Raw genomic sequence first — 23,895 nt, 5'->3', positions numbered from 1 at the left:
GCTTTTTTTTCATCCATCCCATTCAGAGGTTTACGACAATCGGTTGACACAATGCCAAAACCACCAGTTTTAACATCAGTAAAAAAGGCCAAAGGCACACTCAGGCCAAGTCGAGAGGTCGAGCAGGAGCCGGAGTTCGCGTCCAGCGATTCATATCCAGCGCCTGAGCACCTGGATGGGCTTGCGCTTTTGACTTGGGAGAAACTAGAGCCGATTTTAACCAAAGCGCGAGTGCTCAAGAATTCTGATTTGGTCGCGCTTGAGCAGTATTGCGTTACTTACGCAAATTTCTGCAAAGCCCAGACAGAGGTCGACCATTACGGAATTCTGATGTGCAGCGATAAGGGCGAATACAAAAAGAACCCTGCAGTGACTGCGGTCGCGGAAGCGTCCAGAGAGTTGCGCGGATTGTCGGCACAGCTTGGGTTGGACCCTGCAAGCCGTACTAGAATAAATGTAGGCAAGCAAGATTCTGAAAAACCAAAATCATTCGGCCAGCTACGACCAGCATCCGCTAGTTAAGCAGTCGCTAGAGTACGCGGAGGATGTAGTCTCCGGCAAGTTACTGGCGAACAAGCTAATCAAGCTGGCGTGTCAGCGTCAACTTGACGACCTGGATAAAAAGGACTGGGAATTCTATTTCGATCCAGAAGAGGCTACCCGGTGCTGTCGCGTTATCCAGATGTTTGTACACACCAAGGGTAAGTGGCGCGGCAAGTTCTTTATCATGGAGCGCTTCCAGCTGTTCATGACATGTTGCATATTCGGCTGGCGATCGCATGTCACCAAAAAGCGTCGATTCTGGGAGGTCTACGCTTGCTTACCTCGTAAGAGTGGTAAATCTATATGGGCCGCAGCTGTAGGACACCTGATGTTTGCTATGGATGGCGAGAACGGTGCAGAGGTTTACTGTGGTGCGACCAGTGAAGGTCAGGCTTGGGAGGTCTATAGGCCGGCGCGGATCATGGCGCAGAAAACACCAGACTATATGCACGAGTGTGGGGTTCAGGTCAACGCAAAAACTATGGTTTTACCCGATGATAACTCCAGATTTGAGCCTGTTATCGGTGATCCGGGCGATGGGGCCAGCCCAAGCTGCTTTATATTGGATGAGCGGCACGAGCATAAGAACGACAATATGTACGATACGGCTAAAACGGGCATGGGCTCACGTGAACAGCCGTTACTGCTGACGATCACAACAGCAGGTTCTACGATTGGCGGGCCTTGTTACAAGCAGCAGAAGGCTGCTGAGAAGGTTGTCTCCGGTGCTGTAGTCAACGACCGATTGTTTGTGCTGATCTATCAGATGGATGTTGATGATGATTGGACATCGCGAGAGGCTTTGAGAAAAGCGAATCCGAATATCGGTGTGTCGGTCAGCGAGGAGTTCCTGTTCGCCATGCAAGACGAGGCGATGAATGACTCATCGAAGACAAACGCCTTTAAAACGAAGCACCTGAATTTATGGGTTGCTTCAAAGACGGCATGGCTGAATATTCTCAAGTGGAATAAATGCGAGGACGAAACGCTTGATATCAAGAACTTTGAGGGCATGGATTGCATAAGATCAGTGGATCTGGCGTCCAAGCGTGACTTTGCTTGCTACCTGCGATTGTTCCCGGTCAAGACCGACAAGCTTTACTACTACGTGTTTCCAAAGTTCTATCTGCCTGAGAAGACGATAGAGAATGATAGAACGAACCAGCTTGCACCATGGGTTGCTGATGGATGGCTTACGCCAACCGATGGTGAAGAAATAGATTTTGAGGTTATTGAAAACGACATTCTCGAAGACGAGGCGATTTACAACTTCGTGGCCAGCCCTTACGACAAGTGGCAGGCGCTGCAATTTGCTAGAAATCTTGAAAATAAAAACATACTGATGGAGCCGTATTCCAATAGTGCCTCACATATGTCAGAGGCCATGGATGAGGTTCAAACAGCTACCTACACAAAACGATTATTCCATAACGCCAACCCGATAATGACCTGGATGATGAGCAATGTGGTTGCGAAATCTACAGACGGCGGGGAGACAAACAAACCAGTGAAGGAAGGTTATGAAAACAAGATTGATGGCCCGGTGGCACTGATTATGGGTGTGGGTGCAAACATGCGCATTGAACTCGAAGAACCTGCCGAGAACGTTTACCGCTCCAGAGGGGTTAGATCATTGTGAGATTGTTCCCTTGGCGCGTCAAATCAGGCTCGATTCAGAGTGCAACAACGCCTGATCAGATAGAGGAGTTGATTCGCGCTTCTTTGGTGGCCAGTGCCAATGGCATTGATGTCACGCATGCAGGTGCATTGGCGGTTCCAGAGGTGCTTGGATGTGTGAATGTGCTATCACAAAGCATGTCAATGCTGCCCTTAAACGTATACAAACGTACTGGAAAGCGCCGGGAAGTTAATAAAAAGTCTGCGGTTTACCGTGTTTTGTCCCAGAAACCTAACAGTTTTCAATCGCCTTTAGAGTTTAAACGATCGATGACGTTCAACTGTGCATGGCAGGGCAATGCGTATGCACACATTACCTGGCTGGGTAACAAGCCATTGCAGCTGACGCCAATCCCTACAGCGTCTTGCAAGCCGAAACAGAATGAAGACTACTCAATCACGTATCGGGTGACGCCTGACCTGAGACAAAAGTACAAGTACATTGACTACGATGAGCGCGACATATTCCACTTGAGAGGGCCGATCTGTCCTCGTGGTTGGATGTCAGACAGTCCGATTAGTATGGGTAAGGATGCTATCGCAATGCTTATGGCGATCGATAAGTTTGGTGGTGGGTTGTTCAGAGGTGGGAATCAGGCTCGTGGTGCATTTCGATTGCCGCAGATGGAATCTTTGAGTAAGGAGGAGTTCGATCGTTTAAAAGATACTTTGAACGATGCAGTGGAGTCTGGAAAGACACCACTTCTTGAGCAAGGGCTTGAGTATGTCAAGATGGATTACTCGGCCAGAGATTCACAGTGGGCCGATGTGTCGGATGCGGCGATCGCAAAGATATGTCGCATCTGGCGAATCCAGCCCCACATGATTCAGTCGTTGAAGGATGCAACGTTCTCAAACATCGAGCACCAGTCACGCGAGTTTGTCGACCACACATTGATGCCATGGATTCAGCTATGGGAATCAGCAATCAAGATGCAGTTGATGGATCCTGCAGACGAGTCACAGTATCCGAAGATCAGCGCACAGGCATTGCTACGCGGTGATAACGAGACACGGGCCAAGGTCTATCAGATGGCGGTGGGTGGTCCTTACATGAAACCTGGAGAGGCAAGAGAGCTTGAGGACATGGATCGCGTTGACGGTGACGATGTACTTCTACGACCGCTAAACCTTGGCGATGCAAATGCGCCACAAGAGACAATACCAGATGATACAAAAACGACAAACAGCGTTTGAAGTCAAGGAGATTGGCGATGCCGGGGAGTTCTCCGGATACGCTAGTGTGTTTGGCGTGGTCGACAGCTACGGTGACGTGGTAGTCAAGGGTGCGTTCGAGCGCACTATTGCAGAGCACAAGGCCGCAAAGACGATGCCCAAGCTATTGCTGCAGCATAACTCTGCTGAGATAGTGGGTGAACACACGGTGCTCAAGGAGGATGACAAAGGTCTGTATATTGAAGGCGTTATTTACAAGGACGACAAGAGCATTCCAGAGGCTGCTAAGGCCTACTCGCTGATCAAGCGCAAGCAGTTGTCGGGTATATCAATCGGTTTTTCAATCTATGAGAACGGCATCCGCAAGAATGACACCGAGGGTGATGGTGATTACCTGTTAACCGATCTTAATTTGTGGGAGAATTCCTTCGTCACGTTCGCGGCCAATCCGGATGCAAAGGTTGAATCTGTAAAGTCAGCGCTACTCAGTGGTGATACACCAAAGGCATCACACGTTGAGCGCGCACTCAGAGAAATCGGATTCTCTACCAGTCAATCAAAGAAGTTCATGTCCGGTGGTTACAAGATGCTTGACGAGGAACAGGGCATGATCTCCGAGCTTGAGGGAATTATCGCCCGAATAAAGTCCAACTAATTGTATTGCCGATTGCCGCGATGGTGATCGGAATGTACTTGTGCTTACAGGTCAACGCACAGCCAGCTTTCGCGATGTTTGCGGGTTATCTCAGACCATCCAATCACTAATAGAGAGTAATAACAATGGACGCAGCACTGCGTAAAACCATTGACGAGCTTGGTGGTGCGGTTGAAGAGTTCAAATCCGTACAGAAGCGCGTCGAAACACTGGAAACTGAAGGTAAATCCGGTGAAGATGTAAAAGAACAGCTTGCAAAATACGACACTGAAATTAGCAAGCTCAGTGGTATCAAGTCTGACCTGGACAAGATCCAGACAGAGCGTATCGAGGAGAAAAAGCAAATCTCTGAGATGACGGCTGCGAACGAAGAGTTCGAAAAGCAGCTTGAAGAACTGGCAAAGAAAGGTCTACGGCCTAACGCTGGTGATTCTGATAACCCGGATGTAGAGGCCTATACCAAGGCATACGGTCAGTTCTTGCGCAAAGGTCGTGATGACGGTCTTGCAGAGTTGCACATGAAGGCGACGAATACAAACACGTTGCTTGATCCGGACGGTGGCTTTGCAGTGCCTGAAGAAATCGACCGTGCCATTATCGAGTACGCCCGACAAGCCAATCCTATGCGCCAGATTGCTGCGACCACGACGGTCTCAACACCTGACTATAAGAAGCTTGTCAACATTGGCAAGGCTACCAGTGGCTGGGTGGGTGAGACTGATGGACGCCCTGAGACTGAATCTCCGAAGCTTGCTCAGCTGCCTGCTTTCATGGGTGAGATCTATGCCAACCCTGCTTCTACACAGACGGCGCTGGATGATATCTTTTTCGATGCAGAAGCATGGCTGGCACAGGAAGTGGCAATCGAGTTTGCAGAGCAGGAGAACGATGCTTTCACAAACGGCAACGGTGTCAATAAGCCCAAGGGCATTTTGGACTATGCAACAGCCGCTGTTACTGATAAGGCCGGTACACGTCCTTTCGGCACGCTAGAGGCTCGCACCGCTGCAGCAGCTGGCACCGTGGGTGGAGATGACCTGATTGATCTTGTTCATGCTGCACGACCTGCCTATCGAGGTAATGGCCGGTGGATGATGAGCAATCTGTCGATCGCTGCAATCCGAAAGCTCAAGGATGCTGACGGTAATTACCTGTGGCGTCCTGGCCTTGAGGAAGGTGTACCTGATCGTTTGCTGGGTTACTCCATGCTCGAGAACGAAAACGTGCCTGATATCACCGCTGGCGCTGGTTCAAAAGCCATTCTGTTCGGTGACTTTGCACGTGGCTACCTGATCGTTGATCGCATTGGTACGAGAGTGCTTCGTGATCCGTACACCAACAAGCCTTACGTGATGTTCTACACCACGAAGCGTGTAGGCGCTATGGGTACCGATTCACTTGCCATTAAAGTTCTAGAAATGGCCTAAATGGAGAGGAGCCGGGAGACCGGCTCCTAACCTTATGATCGTTAAAATCAATAGAACGTATTGCCTAAGCCCTACTATCACCTTGTCTCCAGGCGAGCATGACCTGACAGATGAGCAGGTTGAGCGCGCCGAGCGATTTGGTGTTGTCGATAAGGCCAAAGTGAAAAAGAAAGAGCCTCCAAAAAACCGATCCATCGAGCCGCCAAAGACTAAAAGCTGATGTATTCAGAAATCACTCAACGCATAGGCGCGCCATTGTTCACACTTGCTGATCTTAAAGGTCACATGCAAGTTGAGCATGCCGATGATGACACGCTGATACAGTTGTATCTTGATGCGGCAATCGAGTACGTTGAGGATGTAACACGCAGGGTGATGAATCTGGCTAATGTTAGTTATCAGATGGATTCATTTGATGATAATTATCTGGATCTGGCCCCAATTCGTATTATTACAACGATTACCTATACGGACAGTCAGAACGCAACTCAGACGCTTGCCGGTTACACCCTTCGTGGATGTGAGTTGATGCACGATGATTTTCCATCGGCCACGAAAATAGTGATTGATGCAGTGTCTGGGTACGGGGATGTTGCAGGGGTTGTTGTGGACCCACCAAAGACGCTGCAACTGGCTGTGTACATGCTAGCGGCGCACTTCTATGAGAATCGAGAGGATACGATCACAGGCGTCAACTCCACGCAGATACCAAAGGGAGTTGATTCGCTTATATTCAAGTATCGGAACTACAAAGCGTGAGAACAAGGCTCAGGGCAGGACGACTGCGTTACCAGATTCAGTTTCAAGAGGCTGTAGACACGCCTGACGATGCTGGTGGGCAGGCTCGCACGTGGAACACCGTTCTAAGTCGTCGGTGTGACAAGGAAGACCAAGGCGGCAAAGTCTTTCATGCGTTGCAGAAACGATTTAATCAAATGACTCACCTTTTCATCTTGCGTGATGGGGATATCAATCCCGAGTGGCGAATTCTTTTTAACTCAGAGCCCTATCGCATTATTGCAATCACTGTAACCGAAGGCCGTCAGATACAAATATCTGCAGAATCCGAAAACCAGACGAGAACTTATGGACATTAATCAAGCTGTAGAAAAACTATCCGAGTCAGAGGGTGTCAAGCTCAAAAGCTCAAGCCAAGAGGCCGTTGAATCATTCCAGCGCGAGGAAGAGTGGTTTGTGTTGGTGACAACCACTTATGAAGACGGCAAATCCGACAAGATGGAATTGAAGATGCCAAGATTTGCGGCGCTTTACACCATGCAGAAGTTCGCACCGATTGATGGTGCAGATATTGTGCTCGATACTGTAGACAGTGAAAACGACACTACAGGTTGATGGGCTAAAGGATTTGGATCGCCAGCTCAGAAAGCTGGATAAAAAGGTCCAGATTCGCATTGCTCGAGCATCGATCAGAGCAGCTGCAAAGCCCATGATTGAGGCTGCAAAGCGATTAGTGCCCTATGACCTATCAGATCCGGATGGTCCTGATGGTTATCACTTGCGCGATTACATCAGGTTGCAGCTTGAGCCTAAACGAACTCGTTTTAGTGAGGCTGAGTTTCGTCTCGGGCCTGCACGCGTGACGACCAACGGTGGAGCTCGCAAGATCGAGGGTGGTCTGGGGCCAAGTGCCAAGGCTCCAAACTATGCGCAGATTGTAGAGCGTGATAAGCCGTTCTTACGCCCAGCATTCGACAATCACCACCTGGGGTTCATCAAAGAGTTCAAAGCGCAGATGCTTAAGAAAATAACGCGAGCGCTCAAGTGATAGAGAAATACCTGCACAGAGAGTTGTCTGCATTGGCTGCCACATACGGTGGCCAAGCGCCGCCTGCTTGCTCCACACCGTATATCGTTTTTAAACAGGTGTCTGGCATTGATAAAGCGATTGATAGTGACACGGACGCGATGTCGGATCGCTGGCAGATAGATGTATATGCCGGTAAGGACTACACGGCAGGGCGCACGTTGGCCAAAGCTGCCAATGTGGCGTTAAAGAAGACAGGATTCCATGATCAATTGTGTATATACACCGTTGAGATAGATGGCCCAGAGGACTTGTATGACGGGCAAGTCGAGCAGCATTATCAATCGTCAGACTTAATCATTCACTATTCGGAGTAAGTACAAATGGCACTAAATAAATGTGGTGTAGAGACATCAACAGGAGCCACGTTGTTGTGGAAAGATCCTGCCGATGACACCTACAAAGCACTGGGTGGTATCACTGAATTCCCTCAGTTTGCTTTCACGCATGGCACGGCGTCTTGCGATGACGACGATGCTGCAAACAATGGCTGGTATACGGGCTATAAAAACGGCAAGTTGAACGGTGGTAGCTCATCAATCGGCTACAACTGGAAAGCAGGCGACACCATCCAGGACGCGATGTGGGCTCAGTTTGTCTCAACCGATACTGATGACTTTCGCATGCAGTGGTCGGATCTGGCGGCTACAAAGCTTGATTTTTCCGCGAATATCAACGGTTACAACGTCAATACTCCACCATCATCTGATGATGACAACAAGATCACGCGATCTATGAGTATTGAGCTATCTGGAGAGCCTGCGTGGGGTTAAGTATTGCAACCCTGGTCGAAGGCCGGGAGATTACGCACGACGTGAAGCTCGACTCGCTTGAGGGCGAGTCGATCAAGATGCGAGAGATGCGTAATGGCGAGCTCACGAAGCTATTCGATGAGAACAAGGATGAAAGTGGTGAGGCATTAACAGAGGAGGGTACCAAGCTTCTGTTTATGGCCACAGTGACTGACGATGACGGCGCGACGATGACTCGTGAGCAGGTCGACATGTTCTTTGAATCGTCACAAAAGAGTGTGATCAAGGAGATTATCGGGCACGTCAACCGATTGCACGGCGGTACCGAGGCGGGGGAGTCCTAACCAGTCCCCGACAGATATTCAAGCACCGTCTAGCGCTTTCACTGGGTTGCACTGTCCATGATATCGACCAGATGCGCCCTGGTGAGTTTGAGGACTGGATTAAGTACAACCGCGTTGAGCCGTTTGGATTTGAACGTGAGGAGCAGCGCTTCGCAATACTGGCCGCCAACATCATTGCGGGCAGTGCCAACAATTTCAGAGACAAACGAACCTCCAGTCCTGCCTTTTGGCTTTACAAGCACACAACGGCAATGACCCCAGATGAATCTTTGAATCACATGAAAGCGATGTTTCCTATGGCTAAGAAACGAAAGCGAGTATCTGCGAATGGCAATTAAGCTTGCATCGCTGTTTATAAAGCTGGGTGCGGACTCAGCCGAGCTGCGCACAGAATTCAAGCGATCCAAAAAGTCAGCACAGACCTGGCAGAAAGATTTAGCCGTAATTGGTGATCGTGCGAGTACGGCATTCAAGGGCACTACAGCGGCTGTAACCGGTATTACGGTGGCCTTTGGTGCGATCTACAAGTCCACAGCGCCGTTGATCGACAGTCTGGGCAAAACAGCTGATAAGTTGGGCGCGACAACTGAAGGGCTGCAGGCTGTGCGGTTTGCCGGTGAAAAGGCAGGGCTTGCCTTCACAACGATCGATACAGCTCTACAGCGTCAGACAAGACGCCTGGCAGAAGCTGCGAAGGGCATGGGTGAGGCACGTGGAGCGATAGCGGAGCTCGGACTTGATGCTGCACAGCTGGCAAGCTTTAAACCAGAGGTGGCACTGCAGAAGATACTGGCAGAGCTTGAGAAAATACCCGCACAATCGGACAAGGTGCGCCTGGCGTTCAAGATATTTGATACCGAGGGCGTAGGTCTTGTTAATTTAACCAGCGATGCGCTGACACAGGCAAGACTTGATATTGATGCGGTTGGATTCTCACTATCTCGCATTGATGTTGCCAAGGTGGAGGCTGCCAATGATGCCTTTGCCAATATTGGGTTGGTTACTCGAGGGTTAAAGCAAAGTATCACTGTATCCATTGCTGAACCACTTGCAATCGTGGCTCAACAGCTTTTTGAGTCAGCAAAACAGGCAGGCGGGTTCCAGGTGAACATGGATCGGCTTGTTCTGTCCTCTTTGAAAGGGGTGTCGGCACTGGCAGGCGGTGCAGGTCGTCTGCTCACATTCATTGATGGCAAGCCCGAGATTGCGGCGGGTGGTTTGATCGGTTATCTGTTCGGTGGAAAGCTTGGGTTCCTGGCGGGTGCCGCTGTGGCGTCGACTGCTGAATATGTCAAGACCACGTTCGATTATTACAAAGGAATATTCGACGACTCGCTCAGCTCTGTCGATAAAACGATTCTGGCGTACGATAAGCTTCAGTCGCAAATCGAGTTCCTTGAGACGCCGGGTATCGGCAATCTGGTGGGGAACAAAAACACATTACTGGAGAAACTAAAGGCGCAAAGAACAGAGGTTGAGTTCTTGCTGGTTGACTACGGTGAGTATGACCGTATTGGGTCCAATGCTGTATCCAACGTGACAGGGCTTGTGGGCGAGCTAGGCAAAGGCCTGCTAGCGGTGTCAGATGCTACAAAGGTTGCTGCAGAGCAGTTCGGCGCTCTTGAGAACACACCGATAAAAGCCCCAACGATTGACCCTGTGGAGCTAATTACCGTGCAGCCTGAGACTGGTGTGACAGCAGAGTCCGGTGAGATTGCTGCACTGCGTAGTGAATACCAGATCTATCAGGATTCGCGTGTTGAGGCCGCAAGACTTGCAAACCAGACGATCAACGATGATATGCGATCGTTTTTCAGTCAGCAATCAGCGGCAAATGAGCAATTCCAGATTACCTGGACCGATTTTAACAAGGCTAGCACTGCTGATCGATTGAAGATCGGCGTACAGGAGTTTGGGAGCGCCCTGGATACACTGGGTACGTTCTCTAAGACGTGGTTCAAGATCAATAAGGCTGTGGGGCTAGCCAACGCGGTTGTCAACATTGCAGAAGGTATTACGGCTGCATTCAAGCTGCCGCCGCCTGCCAGTTTCATTGCAGCGGCCAAAACAGCCCTTGTGGGTGCAGCGCAGATCGTGAAGATCAAGAGTGCTCAATTCGGCGGTGCAGCGTCAGCCCCATCGGTGCCGACATCAACTGGCATCCTGACAGCATCGCCAAGCGCTACCACCACAACACAGGTTGACCAGCCAGAGCCACAGCAGAACGTCACTGTTCACGTCTACCCGGCTCTGGGGGCATCACAGGACCAGATAGATCAATCGATCAACGAAGCGGTAGCGCGAAATGTGCGCGACGGATACATGATCCCGGAATACGAAGTGGTGTTTAACTAAAAATGATCATTACGTTCACCAATTATAGCGATGTGGTCGATATATCGCGTGTAGGTCTGGAGCTAACGATCGAGCTGACGATAAAGACCTTCCCACGGTTACAAACTGGCTTTAATTCTCCGGTGTCCTACGCCATGGATAGGAAAAGCTATCGGGCTACCAACGTGTCTGACAAAAAGACAGGTTCTGTGACGTTCTGCAAGATTCCTGAATCACAACTGCCCAACCTTGATGAGTTGATTGAATCGATAGGCAGGCGCGAGTACATGCAGTTCGATAATCAGGGTCACCCAGGCCATAAGGCGTCTTATCTCGAAGTTCTGTGTACCGCTGAGAGTATTCAGCCAACACGAGAGGGCCGCTTCTACATCCTGAGCATGCCTATCGAGGTGTTTGATTAACACACCAATACATATTCGAAAAGAGCCCGTTAATTCGGGCTTTTTTGTGGGCGTAATAAATTCAATGAGAAATCAATAAATGCCGGTCTGGGACAATATTGCTGTTGGGCAGCAGAAACTTGCGCTTACCGCATTTGACGAGACGCAAAGCTGGTATGAAGATTTTACCGGCAAAGTTGCAACCGATGTTATTGATATGTCGGCTACGCGGGAATCTCAGCTCAAAGCGTTAAAGGCTGGATTCTATGCACAGGGCGTCAACGTTTACTGGGGTGAGGGGCCGAATCTGGTGCCAGCTCAAATAAACCAAGAAACGCAACACTACCTATCAGGATTCACGCCCAACCCTTCGAACTTTCAAGCCTACGAGGTTCGCAGCAGTAATCTTGTCATACACAGTCGGGCGACCACGGCGGCGGAAAAACTACAGTACAGGGTTAAAGGTTACTACACGATACCTGGAGGGCAGCAAGCGCAAGAAGGTTGGTTTACTTCAGCGAATGGATTCCCATCAGGACCGCCAGCAGATTGGGCTCCCGTCAATGAGGGCTGGGATTCAGGCGGCGTTGGCAATTCAGGTGGCGTTGTTCGATTTGATGCGCTTCCAGCTGATCATCTGTCTGGAATGGTATCGAACATTGGTAGGCGAGAACAGTCTTTTGGGCGCACAGAAGCTAGAGGCACATCACCATCTGGCGGCTCTGGTACATCTGATGACATCAGACAGATTGAAGCGCATTTTGCCGCAATGGTCTGGAAGCTTCGCGCAATTATATTCGGCACTGATATAAACGACGAACCATTCCCATCGGGCACTAATACGCATATGCCTGGAAACCCTAACGGTGACGGAATTCTTGAGGAGGCAGATGCTCACGAGAACTTTTCCAACTCGATCTATGTCGCCGCTCAGACACTTCATTGGCATGATGGAACGCAAAAACTACAAGACGATCAACCCACCAATTTAGGCTTTGATGTAAGAACTACAATGACTACCTATGGCGTTGATATTACACCTGGGAAGATAGGTTTTTATATAGGCGATACTTATACTCATGTGATAAACACACCATCGTTTATTGCAAATCCACTTCCTATCTATCAAAAAGATGCAGCTGAAGATTACAAGGTTGCGTTAGACGGCAATGGGCTGGGGATTGTGCTGGGCACGCAGAAGCACGCCGACAATTCTGATCGTTACATGAAGTGGTTTATGCTCAGCAACTTTGCCTCTCAAGGGAAGTTTGTTCGTGATTACGTTCGCAATGCACTCAAAGGCGCGAACGCTTCTAATGTCGGTGAGTTTCCTGGCAAGTCGGAAATGGAAATTGAGTATTTCTATGAGGCGCCGTTAGCTGTTGACAATCCCGATCAACACCCTGTTAACGCCTATAACACGGATGTCATAACAGGGGGAGGAGTACCAGAAGTAGCAACCACAGCGCCAATCCCAGTTCGACAAAATACATTTCTTGACACCCAGCCAGAGGGTGTATTGGGCCATAGCTTCACTGTCCCTGCTGATTTAGCACCCAATGCAGACGGCACTCCTGCAGACCCCAGTAAGTTCACTTATTTATGGACCGTGGGTGCAGGACTGGTCATTCAAGGCCCGAGCGATCAATACCACTGCACCATGGCCATGACGATCAATACAGCGGCTGGCACAAGGACTGAGCGCACATTTAACTGCGACATTAATCCTATCTGATGACGGTTTATAGCGGTTCCATTACCCAGATAGGCACTGAGGCGGCGATTGCCCAGCAACTGCCCGTTGATGTTCGGTATTGCTTGCGCATTACCTTCGCAGTTGGTCAGGTCGTGTACATCGTCAGTCATGACGACGCAATACCTTCATTACCGGCTGGTGCGTCGTACCTCAAAGCCCGCCTGGCCGATTCTCCTATGCCGGACTTGAATAGGAATGCTGGTTTTATCACTGGCAAATCCACATCGCCTACAACCACTTATGTGATTGTTGATGTTGACGATGAACTAAACGATCTATTTTCAGATAAGAATCTGAACGGCGAGGGTAGTTACAACCGATTGATAGAGGATTTCGAGTTCGAGCTTGGGCAGCTGATTGATCATAACGAATTGAATGTTGATCAAACTCCAAACCCCGCCTACACACCTCCCGTTTATACTGGAATAATCCAGAATCATTCTCGATCGTACAACGAGGTTACGCTTGAAACCTCCGATATTAATCGCAAGATCGATGACACGATTTGGGAGCCGTTGACATGGCGATTGAAGACCGGTATCGGCACTGGAAATGAGGATATTCAGACCACGCTGCCTGTATCTCTAATCCCTGATTATCAGCAGTTGTTTGAGACAAAGGATTGGTACCTGGAGAACGCCGAGGAGACTGGAGCCTATGCTCAGATCGGTGCAGAGAAATTCTGGTACACAGCTTTCGAGGATGTTGGCGGTGTTGCCACGTTCACAGGCGTTAAGCGTGGGCAGCTGGACACCACAGCCGTTGAGGTAGCGGTGCCGGCCAGTACCACCAGCGGAAACGGGCCTGAGATCAAAAGCCTTGTGGTGCTGCATGAGAATGCCACCGATATACCGAAGATGCTCATAACGGGTCAAACCGCTGACGGTAGGCCGCTGCCAAAAGGTTGGCACGTTGGCGAGGATATACGCTGGATCAATGAACCCTCATTCGCGGCCTACTCATCGCCACTAAAGCTTCGTTTCGAGATATCGGCAAAGCAAAAGTGCCGTGACTTCTATGAGCGTGAGGTACTGGCGCTTATGGGCGCTGTGCTGGCAACTGATGGGCGTGGGCGACTGACGTGGACATCAAGCCAGACGCCGATAGATGCTGCTGCGGGCGAGATTGTGCTGGATGAGAGTAATTGTTCGAATCTGGATCAGCTCAGGCTGCAGCATGTAAAAAAGAATATCCACCCATCGTTCAAGATCGGCTACGACTGGAATGAGAGCGAGGGTAAAGCGCAATCAAGCGTCGTGTATCACGATGAAGAGTCCGAGAGTCATAACAACATCCCTCCGGGCACAAAGCTCAAGGAATTCACATTCAAGGGACTACGTTCAGGCATCCACACCAGCACTCAGCTGCAGAAGCTGGCCGCGACGTATGGCGATAACTACTTTTACGAAAAACAATCCCTGATTGTTGAATCGCATATCAACGGCCTACCGCTTGGCTACCTGCCAACCGTGAATTTCCCAAATGTCAGAGATGATGCTAATGGAGCCGTGAAGTCGCTTAGCCGCACGATGCTGATCATGGCCAGTAGGTATAACCGGACCCGGCGTAAGACCACCTACACGCTATCTGGATCGCTGAACGTGCAATCCACGAGACAGGCATCGCAAAGACAGCATAATCTCGAGATAGCGGAGTACAAGCGCGGCAAAATCAATATCGCAACGCTTCCCGGTATCTCAATTGTCGGAGGTGTTGCAACAGGCAATATCACGCTAGCTATGGGCGAACATTATTACTACGTCGATGATGACAATCCAGGTACGGGATTGGAATTCTCGTCGTCGATGAATGTCAGCTTTTCTGGCACTGGGCCAATGGTTGGTTTGCATGTATTTGGGCCTTTTGATTGTAAGGCCACGTTGGATCTGACAGGGCGCTCCAATCACGCGGTCGGGATTGGTGGTACGCAAGCCACTAGAGCGACTTCCGGCGACTCTGGCTATGCATTGTCTTCACGCTCAACAGCGTCGATGAATAGCAAGATCGTTTATATTTCGTATTTATCGAGCGATGAGACTGTTTATTCGGCCTCCTCAGTTAAGATTACTGGCGGCAAGACAGGAAATATCACGCGAGGTCTCTACGCACGCGCACCAGACCCAGCGTTAAACGTCAATAATGGAATCCTCGGTGGCCTGCCATCCGATCTGGGCGGCACTGCTGGCCCTGGTGGGCCTTCATCAGAGCATACTGATCCGGATAGACGACCTCTATCCGCGGGTGGCTCAACAAACCGAAACCCAACGACTCAGTACATCACCGGCAGTAATGGAGGGGTCGCTGGCGGTGGTCTGCTGATCGTTTCCTGGGGCGGCGCTGCTAGTAGGATTATTTTGGATGGCAGGCCATCCAGTCCTGAAAATGGGCTTGACGTAAGAAGTGGGGTTGTTATCAGAGGGGCTCGTGGTGGTCCTGGTATGCCAGGTTCTTTGCTGTGGGTGGTTGACGGCAACCATGCCAGGCCGCTGCTTAATGAATTGAACGTTGAGGCCTATCCAGGGGATGCGTCGGTAGCGGGTATATCGACCAGATTTGGCGCATCGATCAGACTTGGAAATCCTGGCAACTACAGAACGGACAGGGTTGCGACCGAGAGGGCAAACCTTTGGGAGTCGGTAGTTAGAATTGCCTACACCCCAGATCCGGAAAATGTACAGCAGCAATCGACTGGCAGCCAAATATCAGAGTTCTTTTCCAATCAGCGCGACGGCAGGGTCAGAATCATTGTCGCAGATGTTGACCCAAGTAACGCCAACTTGGGCGACATGCGGATCACTCAAGCCGAGTTGGACGCCAATCAAGATGATGCACTATTCAGGATACTAACCGAGGCAGGTTGGCGTGATTTCGTTCGTGGTGTTGATGATTTCGAGTATGTCTATGATGCGCTGATAGCGGGTAAACGAAAGTACAATTCGCTTGAGATTGTGGCTAGCCCAACAAGGCCGGTTGGCGAGCCTGACGGGACTATATGGTTTAACCAATCTAACGGCACAGAGTGGATCTTATACGAGAACTCTGATGACATATTGATTCGTGAGAGTCAAGTACCGGTGGGAACCAATCTGATCGAAGACTTATCCTTCGCTCGCTCGGGCGCTGGTGACAAGTTGTGGCTGTTCACTCGTGATGATGCTTTAGCGCCGGTTAACAGCAAAACCAGCAATACAGGATCAACAGGTGGCGGGGGTGGTGGCACTAATCCGACAACCGGAATAACACTTTCAAGCCAAGGCCGAACGGTTACAGGTGTTGCTTATCAAGATGATGGCGGAGGAGTTATCGTCGCTGGCCGAGGTGGAACTGTAACCCTTGCAGACGCTACGGTACTGCCATTTACAGTCGGTGCAGGAGGGGCCTTCTCGGTCACATTCCCATCAACCAACGATAACAACGCAGGGCAGATGGCAAGCGTCTATACGCAGAACGCGGCGGCAGGCACACAGGCTCAACTCAACTTCACCTACGAAACCGCATGAGTCTCTTGCAGCTACCAGAACAAGCCGATGTTGCGTGGGCTAGACTACTTGATGGTGCCGGTGAGGGTGGCTCTTATGCCTACCAGATAGACGCCAGCGGGGCATCGACCCGTAATCGCATGATGTACAGACCGTTAATGCCTAATGGTGGCAGTCCTTCGATGAAAACTCGGCTTAGATTAACCTCCTCACTGACTGTCGGGAATCCGGCATTTGAAGGTATAGCCGTTCGTCATCGTGGGTTTAAATTAGGCGGTGGCATTCCTTCAACATCAGATACTGAGGTATGGGATTCCGATCCTGAGTCAAAAGGTACTCGGGCTTGGTATTCCGAACAATCAGGCACATTTACGGACGCGGTATTTGTGGAGCCAGTCCCAGACAATCTGGGTATTGACTATATTACGTTTGAGCTGATTGTCAGAGCCGCATCTGGGCAAGTCACAATAAGCTCAGTTGAGTGTCGAAATCATTATTCAACGCCGTATGATCTGGGCATTCAAGGTAGTCAGTTATGGACATCGGGCCTGAGTAATGAAATAGTTGCTCAAGGCATTAGTGGCGATGGACCGGTTGTTCGATATTTCCGGTACGTGAAAACTGTACAGACGCCGATCCGAAAAGGACAGTTAGTTAAAAACATACTCAAAGGCGCTATTACGGGTCGAGCAGTAGAGTTTAAAGCTGGTGGCGCAGATGCAAGAAGGCTGGCGGCCTCGGTCGGTATTGTCATCAAAATGCGTAGAGTCAACCCCAATACAACGTATGATTATTTCACGCTCTCCGCTGCCCCCGTTAGTGTTGATAACAAAACAGTATTTGCCGATGGATCAACTGAATTTCGAGCATTGCACGATTACAGTCAAACAGAGGTTCTGCCATTCACCGAGCCCACTCAAATATCAACCGCTGACGGGTATATTAGTTCAACCGTTGATCGTATGGGTATTGAAGATATAGAGCTAGATATGTTCGTGATTGACTACATAACGGCCAGCCAATGACCAAACCAACTGACGGATGGATGCTGTATGACGATGCCACAGGCAAATGCATTGGTCGCGGTACTGGGTACACAGAAACACAGCCTGGTGAGACGCTTGTCTATTCGCTCGATCCTGTTAACGCATTAGATGCAATAGCGCATGATGCAGCGGATGTTAAGCGTGGACGGCTAATGGATGTTGAGGCAATGAAATCAAGTATTGCCTACGCTACAAAAGCCACTCAAGCGCGTGAAATACTAGCGGGCGAGCCGTACGACGCGCTCAGGCATGATTTTATTGAGATTGAGGTACGTCGGTGTGGATGTACGCCATTGGAAGCATCAGAGGCCATCATGGTCGCTCTTAGACGGGATACTCTAGCTCAAGAGGATGCACGTGTTGAGCTTCGGGAATTGCTGAAATCATGATTTATAATATTACAACCAGCCTGGTGATTTCGATATCCTTTCTTAGTGGCTTTCGTTAAGAAAGGATAGGCGGGCTTGGTGTTGATGTGTTAACAGCTCCTGCTCATGTCCTTGCTTGCATTCTCACCTAGCTAATTGTCGACAATACGACGCATTTCACCAGATTTGTACAGCTCGAATTCACGCTCAGTACAGACAGCATTCACACACCCTCTACACGCGCAGCCACCCTCGACGGAGCAAAACCTCAGATTGTCCGGATGACGAGCGGCTAGTTCGTCCAGCCTTGCCAGTATTCGAGAGTATCGAGTATTGCCGGTGGGCTCAGGCGTCCAGTCTAATGGGTTGTTGTTCATCAATCACTTGGCGCGTGGGATTAGCGTTCAGAATAGATAACACGGCTGCCCAGCTCCATTGATACGCTGGTCGTGTGGTGCCTGCGCCCAATAACTCGAACTCCACTGTGCAGCCTTACTCCCGTTGTGCTTCCAGAATTAATGCTTGCATTGATTGGAGCATTAACAACGGCATCAATGAATTGCGACATATCCAAGTTTCTAAGCTCGCGAGCGCAATCGTGATTTATTTCGATAAATGTTCTAGTGCTCATAGTTCCTACCTGGGGTTTGTGATAGGTCTGATTTTCTAGAGCATCTCAAACTCTTTTTCCAGTTCAGATAATCTAGATTTGTATGTGTTTTCGATAAACTCAATTACGCTTTTGAACACGGCGGAATCAGTCCGTTTAAGTATAGAGAATCGGTCACCTATTTTAATTGCATCCGGTTCGCTTTTGATAGATAGAGTGAGTCGCTCTTGTTCTGATTCCAAATCACGAATTTTGCGGATGAGAGATTCGGCTTTATGGTGTGTTTGTATGTCCATTCGTTTTTGTCCGAAGCGGGGTTAGTGTTAATCAAGTGTTTTCGTCAGCGAGACCAGCCGCAAGACTTTCGTGCACATTGTCCCAGAACATCCGATCTGAAACAGTCAGCAGATAGCCCTCATTAGCCATGTCGCCACCTTCAGAGACGATGTGAGCAGCGCAAGTCCATGCTTTCATCTGGTCTATATCTTCAGGCTCAGATCGCGCTGTGCCGTCCAATGCTTTTAGGTGCGGACACTCAGCACACTTGGCGCCAAGGCAGCATGACAAGTGATTGTCTGGAATCTGCTCCGGCTTGGAGTGAGAGCACTGCTGGTGCGTTCCTGACAGCTTGCCCTCACGCTCCAGTTTAAACAGCCTGGCCATACGTGGCACTTCCAGCCCCATTGCTTTGGCCTCGTACATGAACCGCATTTCATCCCGGTTGGTGGTATCGCCGTGCTTGTTGATGCTTACGTGCCATTCGTGGTCTGCTGGGTATTTAATTTCTTTCATGAGGTCTGTTGGGGGTTTACGTTGCAGTCGGTGGGAAGGCGTCTTTCTTCGCATCCAGCCAAGCATTGTGAGTTTCGATAATGTGCGCTGCCAACTCAACAACATGGTCGTGTGCTTCTGATTCGAGCATGGGCTGATGATCCTGTAGATGCTCGTGCATATCGGCCATGTCAGCTACCCAGATAGCGCCGTGAGGATCAGCGGAGCCTGCGAGAATGCCGGTGCCTACATCATTGCCTGAGAACCACGGCTGACTTGTAGGATGCCAGTACATGTCGATTGCTTTTTCCATGTTGTTCTCCGGGGTTTGTGTTTTATATAGAAACGTTGTCATTTATAGCGACAGAAACACCGTCAGCCAGGGCGTCATGGATATCATCCCAATCGGCGTTTTTATATGCCTTGGCATCGTCAAATTTCATAGTTTTGGCACCGGGGAGATCAAAATCTATCTCCAAAATATCCGAATTCACGCTGACGGCAAACACCTCGCCACCATCGCTATATTCCTCGGCGTCATCCCTACATGGTGTCAAAAACACAGGCCCCTCGATGAACCCAGACTCACGAATCATGTCGGCATTTTCTTCGCTCGTTCCGTGATAGAGAGTTACTGCGCTCATGAATTGATCTGTCCGTTGTTTGTTTCAGTGAGATAACTATACCATAGAAATCACGCAAACTACCCCTTTGTGCAAACTATTTACAACAGCCTGTGCTATGCTTCGGCCAACTTACACGATTCGCCGCACATGACGAAGAAAAACAACAATATCGACGTAACTCTTATTGGCTACGCTAGGGTGTCAACCGCCGACCAGTCTGCGCAGATGCAGATCGAAGCATTGATTAAATACGGAGTCCCTGAAGACAATATATTTAGTGAGAATATGTCGGGGGCGAAAAAGAATCGGCCCGCGTTAGCAAAGGCAATGCGCATGGTGCGCAAGGGCGATACGCTTGTTGTCTGGAAGTTGGACAGGATTGCCCGATCAATCAGAAACCTGCTCGACATACTTGAGGAGCTGGAGTCTAAGGGCGTGGCGTTCCGAAGTATCACCGATAACATTGAGACTGAAACCCCAGGGGGAAAGCTCTTGATACACATCATGGGTTCAATCGCTGAGTTCGAGAGAAACATAGGAGTGCAGCGCACCAAAACAGGCATCCAGAGTGCTTTAGAGCGAGGCGTTAAATTCGGCAGAGACTACAAGCTAAAGCCAGAGGACATGCCTACAGTTTGGAAGCTGATCCATGAAAAAGGAAAGACCCGAGCGTTTGTTGCGGACAAGTACAACGTATCAACAAATACAATCGGTCGGCGCTTGAAAGAGTATGAAGAAGAACTGGCTAAGGCCAAACCGAAAGCCCGATCAAAGCGCAAAACCAAAAAACGTTGAGGAGACACAGCGATGACTGAAGAAACAATGTACAGCATTGATGGTGAGATGTTCCGATATCATGATCTTGATGAGGCTGTCCGTGATCGCGCCGATGACTTTCACGGTGAAGATGTCGAGCTGCCACTAAAGTTTGTCATTTACGAAACGGATTTTGTCAAAGAGCCTGCAAGCTACTATATGCCCATAGATATCATTGAACAGATGGACGAAAAGGCATACGACGAGCTTGGGGAGGAGGGCTTTGGCGACGGATTGTTTGCGAAGCATGATTACAACCACAGCGATCTGAATAAAGAACTGAAGGCTGCGATTGATGCTGTTTTCACTAAACACAATATGCAGCCGACAGTCATGGTGGGCGCAGGATCTTGTGATGAGCACGCTATTGAGTGGCGTGGCCCAGATGACTGGTCTGTTGTTGTGCCTGATAACACAAAGGAGGGTGCTTGAGTGGATGAGGTGAGAAAAATTCAACATTATCACAAACCGCATCACGGTTGGTATGGGATCGAACATCATGCAACAAACGGCAAAGTCCGCATGACTAAGGCCGCATACACTAGCAAAAATAATTTACTCAGAGCGCTAAGTGAAGGGCGTGCCAATTGGGATGCCTGGGTAACGCCGGTATACGGCATAAAGGAACATTAAGGAGAATCACCAATGACGCCGGAGCAAAGACAAGCACTGATTGATATCAAGGAAGAAGGCAACAACCTTTTGCGTATTCTTGATGAGCTGGGCGACGACGTAGTATCAATGGCTGCTCATCAATCTTTAATTCGGAAATTTATGCGTGACAAGGCTGTGGCGATCGAAGCAATCAACACAAACGAGAGCTGACGCGATGAAGGTGAAAGTAAAAATAGAGGATGTTGTTGAAAACCTTTTGGATCGTGTTGCCGCGTTGGAAGATGCGGCGGGGCAGAATAACGATATGTCCCTGAAGGGTGCCCACAACATACTGGACAGCTACGATATTCCCAGCGGCGCTATTCATGATCGTGTTTTTGCGTTGTCCAAACTTATAAAGGAGTGACTGCGGTATGAGCGCTACAGACACGTTCGGTATTCGCGTCAGACAGTTGCGCACTGCGAACAGGCTGACGCTGGACCAGTTGGCAGAGATGACCGGATCGTCAAAGTCTTACATTTGGGAGATCGAGAGCGGCAAGGAGTCAGCACGACCATCGGCTATGAAAGCATACCGGATAGCATCTGCTTTGCGCGTGACAATCGAATACTTGCTCGGTGTCGATGACTGCAAGTCAACTGCAAGCGACGAGGCATTTATCAATCACGTTTATCTGAAAGCTGACGAGAACATCAAGCGACAAGTGCGTCAGATTGCTGATGTGCTGATTAACACAAAGAGGTGAGCCTGTGAACGTTAAAGAGTTCGACGCTCTGCTACAAGAATACGACGATGCTCAGGAAAGCAGATCGCTCATATGGAGCGATGAATATGACAGGCGAGAAGGAATTTCGGCCGTTCGCAAGACGCGAGACAAACGCGCCGACGATCTTCGATCAAGGGTTATTGAAGCGTTCAAAGAACACACGAAGGAGACTTCAGAATCATGAGCAAGTGTAGCCATTGCGGTAAACGTGATTACCCGATCAATTATGGCGGGAGTTCAAAAGCATTGATGGACAAATACGATGCCTGTTTTAATTGCGGGTTCTGGTTTGGAGTTGTCGAAGAAAAATCCAGCCACGTTATTGTTGATGGAGTTGCAAGGTTTGCTTGTCCTTACGTTGAAAACGCAGACAAGAGAATGCTCGGTCATGGTGGTGATGTCTGGACGTTCAAGATGCATGACGGTGAAGTCATCAAGTCGAATAATGTTTGGCACCGTGGCGATGTGCCGGATAACTTCAAAGACCTTTTGCCAGACAACGCAGTAATCGTAAAGGAGCAGTGATCTTATGCAAATAAAAAGAAATGAAATAGAAGCAGCGCTTGATTACTGGCTTGGCTCTTGCGGCAAAATCCCGCTAGGGCACGACGCGCACTATGAGTTTTACACTTATCCGGCAGATGCCTCCGATCTTGCGGGTGTGAATGTGACTTTCAAACCTATCGAAACAGAACCCAACATAAACGAGTGATTACAAGTGAGCAATGACAAGTACATAGATCAACAATGGTATCTATCTGGGCCTCCTTGGTTTCCATCGTCGTGCGTCGATTTAATGATCTTAGCGGGCAGTCCTGATGGCAATGTCGGACAAGTTATAGCAGATCAATCACTGCTGGCCGACATCGGTCAAGATAACGAACACATGCCAGATGTTGATCAGCTTCGTGTCACCGCTAAGCATATAGTGGATTTGCACAACACATGGCTTGATCAGCACAACGGTAGATGAAAGCAATCATGTGGGTACTTGTGGACAAGTGAGTATCAGCGCTGATACAACAACGGGTTCGATTCCCGATACCTACACCATATTGAAGATAAAGGAGCGATCATGAAAAAATTATTAATAGCACTGAGACTGTATTTTGTGGAGGCCGTCAATATAGTTCTCAGGTTTCTAATGTTGAGTGCTTTGCGGGCGTCCGTATTTTTTAAGAAACGACTGACCAATAATGAGGCGCGTTTTTCCAGCATTGCTAAATCTCACGATCAGTATCTAGCCGCCAAGAAGACCGCAAAGGAGTAAATAAAATTGAAGAAAATACCAACGATATTCAAGCGCAACCCTGAAAATATGAGCAGTCTGATCGATGAGTGTCATCCTGATTGTTTGTGGGTTTTTAATGGCGAAGGTGTAGCCACTCGAAAGCTAGACGGCACAAGTTGCCTTGTGCGTAATGGGAAGTTCTATAAACGTAGAGAAGTAAAAAAGGGGAAAACACCGCCACAAGATTTTATACAAGAAACTTTCGACGAGGTAACCGGTAAACGCACTGGATGGGTGCCGGTTATTCATGAGGACAAATGGCACATGGAAGCATGGAATCATTTCGAGGACGGAGCAAGGGCTGACGGCACATACGAGCTAGTTGGCCCTAAGATTCAAGGTAATCCCGAAAAATCGTCCACTCATGAGCTGTTACGACATGATTACGCACAGGTACTTGATTGTCCATTCATTGGGTTGAAAGAGATAGGCGATTGGTTAGAGGGCGAAGAAATTGAGGGCGTTGTGTGGCATCACCCTGATGGGCGCATGGCAAAGATAAAACGTCGTGACTTTGGCTTTGACTGGCCCGTCACAAAGGAGTCTAAATAGCATGACGGATACAACACACAAGTGCCCGGCTCCAGGCTGCTCTTGTCGCGTGCCACGCTCACAA

General features: G+C 49.4%; 36 protein-coding genes. 31 read left to right on the top strand and 5 right to left on the bottom strand.

Going from position 1 to position 23,895, the window contains the following annotated elements:
* The 20 genes from Q0688_RS11490 to Q0688_RS11395 form a co-directional block, all read left to right on the top strand.
* A partial coding sequence (locus tag Q0688_RS11490; RefSeq protein WP_299076382.1) for a phage terminase small subunit P27 family occupies nt 1-522 on the top strand: 522 nt, incomplete at its 5' end.
* A gap of 160 nt (nt 523-682) precedes the next feature.
* Complete coding sequence (locus Q0688_RS11485) at nt 683-2,182, top strand: terminase large subunit (protein ID WP_367179791.1); 1,500 nt, start codon at nt 683-685, stop codon at nt 2,180-2,182.
* Nucleotides 2,179-3,417 (top strand): phage portal protein, encoded by a 1,239-nt coding sequence (locus Q0688_RS11480; RefSeq protein ID WP_299076380.1) that lies wholly within the window; start codon nt 2,179-2,181, stop codon nt 3,415-3,417. The genes Q0688_RS11485 and Q0688_RS11480 overlap by 4 nt, the downstream gene beginning before the upstream one ends.
* Nucleotides 3,389-4,051, top strand: a complete 663-nt coding sequence (locus tag Q0688_RS11475; protein ID WP_299076377.1) for an HK97 family phage prohead protease — start codon at nt 3,389-3,391, stop codon at nt 4,049-4,051. Before Q0688_RS11480 ends, Q0688_RS11475 begins: the two co-directional genes overlap by 29 nt.
* 125 nt (nt 4,052-4,176) lie before the next feature.
* Nucleotides 4,177-5,478 (top strand): phage major capsid protein, encoded by a 1,302-nt coding sequence (locus tag Q0688_RS11470; RefSeq protein ID WP_299076376.1) that lies wholly within the window; start codon nt 4,177-4,179, stop codon nt 5,476-5,478.
* A gap of 34 nt (nt 5,479-5,512) precedes the next feature.
* Entirely contained in the window at nt 5,513-5,698 is a 186-nt protein-coding gene (locus Q0688_RS11465; RefSeq protein WP_299076373.1) for a hypothetical protein, read from the top strand.
* Entirely contained in the window at nt 5,698-6,237 is a 540-nt protein-coding gene (locus Q0688_RS11460; protein ID WP_299076370.1) for a head-tail connector protein, read from the top strand. Before Q0688_RS11465 ends, Q0688_RS11460 begins: the two co-directional genes overlap by 1 nt.
* Nucleotides 6,234-6,575: a head-tail adaptor protein gene (locus Q0688_RS11455; RefSeq protein ID WP_299076365.1), complete on the top strand. Its 342-nt coding sequence runs from the start codon at nt 6,234-6,236 to the stop codon at nt 6,573-6,575. Before Q0688_RS11460 ends, Q0688_RS11455 begins: the two co-directional genes overlap by 4 nt.
* A complete protein-coding gene (locus Q0688_RS11450) occupies nt 6,565-6,831 on the top strand; it encodes a hypothetical protein (protein ID WP_299076362.1) in 267 nt (88 codons plus the stop codon). Before Q0688_RS11455 ends, Q0688_RS11450 begins: the two co-directional genes overlap by 11 nt.
* Before the next feature lie 13 nt (nt 6,832-6,844).
* The gene (locus Q0688_RS11445; RefSeq protein ID WP_299076360.1) at nt 6,845-7,264 is read left to right on the top strand and encodes an HK97 gp10 family phage protein; all 420 of its coding nucleotides are present in this window, start codon (nt 6,845-6,847) and stop codon (nt 7,262-7,264) included.
* Complete coding sequence (locus tag Q0688_RS11440) at nt 7,261-7,620, top strand: DUF3168 domain-containing protein (RefSeq protein ID WP_299076355.1); 360 nt, start codon at nt 7,261-7,263, stop codon at nt 7,618-7,620. The genes Q0688_RS11445 and Q0688_RS11440 overlap by 4 nt, the downstream gene beginning before the upstream one ends.
* A gap of 6 nt (nt 7,621-7,626) precedes the next feature.
* Nucleotides 7,627-8,076, top strand: a complete 450-nt coding sequence (locus Q0688_RS11435) for a phage tail tube protein (protein WP_299076352.1) — start codon at nt 7,627-7,629, stop codon at nt 8,074-8,076.
* Nucleotides 8,067-8,399 carry a hypothetical protein gene (locus Q0688_RS11430; RefSeq protein ID WP_299076349.1) on the top strand — a complete coding sequence of 111 codons (333 nt, stop codon included), beginning with the start codon at nt 8,067-8,069 and terminating at the stop codon, nt 8,397-8,399. Before Q0688_RS11435 ends, Q0688_RS11430 begins: the two co-directional genes overlap by 10 nt.
* A 71-nt stretch (nt 8,400-8,470) precedes the next feature.
* Complete coding sequence (locus Q0688_RS11425) at nt 8,471-8,737, top strand: hypothetical protein (RefSeq protein WP_299076346.1); 267 nt, start codon at nt 8,471-8,473, stop codon at nt 8,735-8,737.
* A complete protein-coding gene (locus Q0688_RS11420) occupies nt 8,727-10,754 on the top strand; it encodes a hypothetical protein (protein WP_299076344.1) in 2,028 nt (675 codons plus the stop codon). The genes Q0688_RS11425 and Q0688_RS11420 overlap by 11 nt, the downstream gene beginning before the upstream one ends.
* 2 nt (nt 10,755-10,756) lie before the next feature.
* Complete coding sequence (locus Q0688_RS11415; protein WP_299076341.1) at nt 10,757-11,155, top strand: hypothetical protein; 399 nt, start codon at nt 10,757-10,759, stop codon at nt 11,153-11,155.
* Nucleotides 11,156-11,234: 79 nt separating this feature from the next.
* Nucleotides 11,235-12,869, top strand: a complete 1,635-nt coding sequence (locus tag Q0688_RS11410; protein WP_299076339.1) for a hypothetical protein — start codon at nt 11,235-11,237, stop codon at nt 12,867-12,869.
* A 197-nt stretch (nt 12,870-13,066) separates the two neighbouring features.
* A complete protein-coding gene (locus Q0688_RS11405; RefSeq protein ID WP_299076336.1) occupies nt 13,067-16,390 on the top strand; it encodes a hypothetical protein in 3,324 nt (1,107 codons plus the stop codon).
* Entirely contained in the window at nt 16,387-17,394 is a 1,008-nt protein-coding gene (locus Q0688_RS11400; protein ID WP_299076331.1) for a hypothetical protein, read from the top strand. The genes Q0688_RS11405 and Q0688_RS11400 overlap by 4 nt, the downstream gene beginning before the upstream one ends.
* Nucleotides 17,391-17,804: a hypothetical protein gene (locus tag Q0688_RS11395; RefSeq protein ID WP_299076329.1), complete on the top strand. Its 414-nt coding sequence runs from the start codon at nt 17,391-17,393 to the stop codon at nt 17,802-17,804. Before Q0688_RS11400 ends, Q0688_RS11395 begins: the two co-directional genes overlap by 4 nt.
* A gap of 376 nt (nt 17,805-18,180) precedes the next feature.
* On the opposite strand, the gene Q0688_RS11390 is transcribed toward Q0688_RS11395, so the two are convergent.
* From Q0688_RS11390 to Q0688_RS11370, 5 genes are read right to left on the bottom strand one after another with little or no spacing between them, the layout of a single operon-like run.
* Nucleotides 18,181-18,414: a hypothetical protein gene (locus tag Q0688_RS11390; RefSeq protein WP_299076326.1), complete on the bottom strand. Its 234-nt coding sequence runs from the start codon at nt 18,412-18,414 to the stop codon at nt 18,181-18,183.
* 35 nt (nt 18,415-18,449) lie between these two features.
* Nucleotides 18,450-18,689 (bottom strand): hypothetical protein, encoded by a 240-nt coding sequence (locus tag Q0688_RS11385; RefSeq protein ID WP_299076323.1) that lies wholly within the window; start codon nt 18,687-18,689, stop codon nt 18,450-18,452.
* A gap of 31 nt (nt 18,690-18,720) precedes the next feature.
* Nucleotides 18,721-19,185, bottom strand: a complete 465-nt coding sequence (locus Q0688_RS11380) for a hypothetical protein (protein WP_299076320.1) — start codon at nt 19,183-19,185, stop codon at nt 18,721-18,723.
* 16 nt (nt 19,186-19,201) lie between these two features.
* The gene (locus Q0688_RS11375) at nt 19,202-19,477 is read right to left on the bottom strand and encodes a hypothetical protein (protein WP_299076317.1); all 276 of its coding nucleotides are present in this window, start codon (nt 19,475-19,477) and stop codon (nt 19,202-19,204) included.
* A gap of 22 nt (nt 19,478-19,499) precedes the next feature.
* A complete protein-coding gene (locus Q0688_RS11370) occupies nt 19,500-19,808 on the bottom strand; it encodes a hypothetical protein (protein WP_299076314.1) in 309 nt (102 codons plus the stop codon).
* Between the two features lie 129 nt (nt 19,809-19,937).
* Here Q0688_RS11370 and Q0688_RS11365 point away from each other — a divergent pair, with 129 nt between their 5' ends.
* From Q0688_RS11365 to Q0688_RS11315, 11 genes are all read left to right on the top strand, one after another.
* Nucleotides 19,938-20,585, top strand: a complete 648-nt coding sequence (locus Q0688_RS11365) for a recombinase family protein (protein WP_299076310.1) — start codon at nt 19,938-19,940, stop codon at nt 20,583-20,585.
* 12 nt (nt 20,586-20,597) lie between these two features.
* Nucleotides 20,598-21,038, top strand: a complete 441-nt coding sequence (locus tag Q0688_RS11360; protein WP_299076308.1) for a hypothetical protein — start codon at nt 20,598-20,600, stop codon at nt 21,036-21,038.
* A complete protein-coding gene (locus tag Q0688_RS11355; protein ID WP_299076305.1) occupies nt 21,039-21,239 on the top strand; it encodes a hypothetical protein in 201 nt (66 codons plus the stop codon).
* A gap of 12 nt (nt 21,240-21,251) precedes the next feature.
* Nucleotides 21,252-21,431, top strand: a complete 180-nt coding sequence (locus tag Q0688_RS11350) for a hypothetical protein (protein ID WP_299076301.1) — start codon at nt 21,252-21,254, stop codon at nt 21,429-21,431.
* A gap of 4 nt (nt 21,432-21,435) precedes the next feature.
* Nucleotides 21,436-21,627: a hypothetical protein gene (locus Q0688_RS11345; RefSeq protein ID WP_299076298.1), complete on the top strand. Its 192-nt coding sequence runs from the start codon at nt 21,436-21,438 to the stop codon at nt 21,625-21,627.
* A gap of 7 nt (nt 21,628-21,634) precedes the next feature.
* Nucleotides 21,635-21,967 carry a helix-turn-helix transcriptional regulator gene (locus Q0688_RS11340; RefSeq protein ID WP_299076295.1) on the top strand — a complete coding sequence of 111 codons (333 nt, stop codon included), beginning with the start codon at nt 21,635-21,637 and terminating at the stop codon, nt 21,965-21,967.
* A 201-nt stretch (nt 21,968-22,168) separates the two neighbouring features.
* A complete protein-coding gene (locus Q0688_RS11335; RefSeq protein ID WP_299076292.1) occupies nt 22,169-22,513 on the top strand; it encodes a hypothetical protein in 345 nt (114 codons plus the stop codon).
* 4 nt (nt 22,514-22,517) lie between these two features.
* Nucleotides 22,518-22,700 carry a hypothetical protein gene (locus Q0688_RS11330; RefSeq protein ID WP_299076289.1) on the top strand — a complete coding sequence of 61 codons (183 nt, stop codon included), beginning with the start codon at nt 22,518-22,520 and terminating at the stop codon, nt 22,698-22,700.
* Nucleotides 22,701-22,706: 6 nt separating this feature from the next.
* Complete coding sequence (locus tag Q0688_RS11325) at nt 22,707-22,961, top strand: hypothetical protein (RefSeq protein ID WP_299076286.1); 255 nt, start codon at nt 22,707-22,709, stop codon at nt 22,959-22,961.
* 102 nt (nt 22,962-23,063) lie between these two features.
* Nucleotides 23,064-23,258, top strand: coding sequence for a hypothetical protein (locus Q0688_RS11320; RefSeq protein WP_299076283.1), 195 nt, complete (start codon nt 23,064-23,066; stop codon nt 23,256-23,258).
* Nucleotides 23,259-23,264: 6 nt separating this feature from the next.
* A complete protein-coding gene (locus tag Q0688_RS11315) occupies nt 23,265-23,831 on the top strand; it encodes a DUF5565 family protein (RefSeq protein ID WP_299076280.1) in 567 nt (188 codons plus the stop codon).
* The last annotated feature ends 64 nt before the right edge of the window (nt 23,832-23,895 follow it).

Origin of the sequence: uncultured Paraglaciecola sp., from assembly GCF_937123705.1 — a bacterium.
GTDB lineage: Bacteria > Pseudomonadota > Gammaproteobacteria > Enterobacterales > Alteromonadaceae > Paraglaciecola.
The sequence above is the reverse complement of the archived record's forward strand: the minus strand, read 5'-3'. Positions and strand labels throughout refer to the sequence as shown.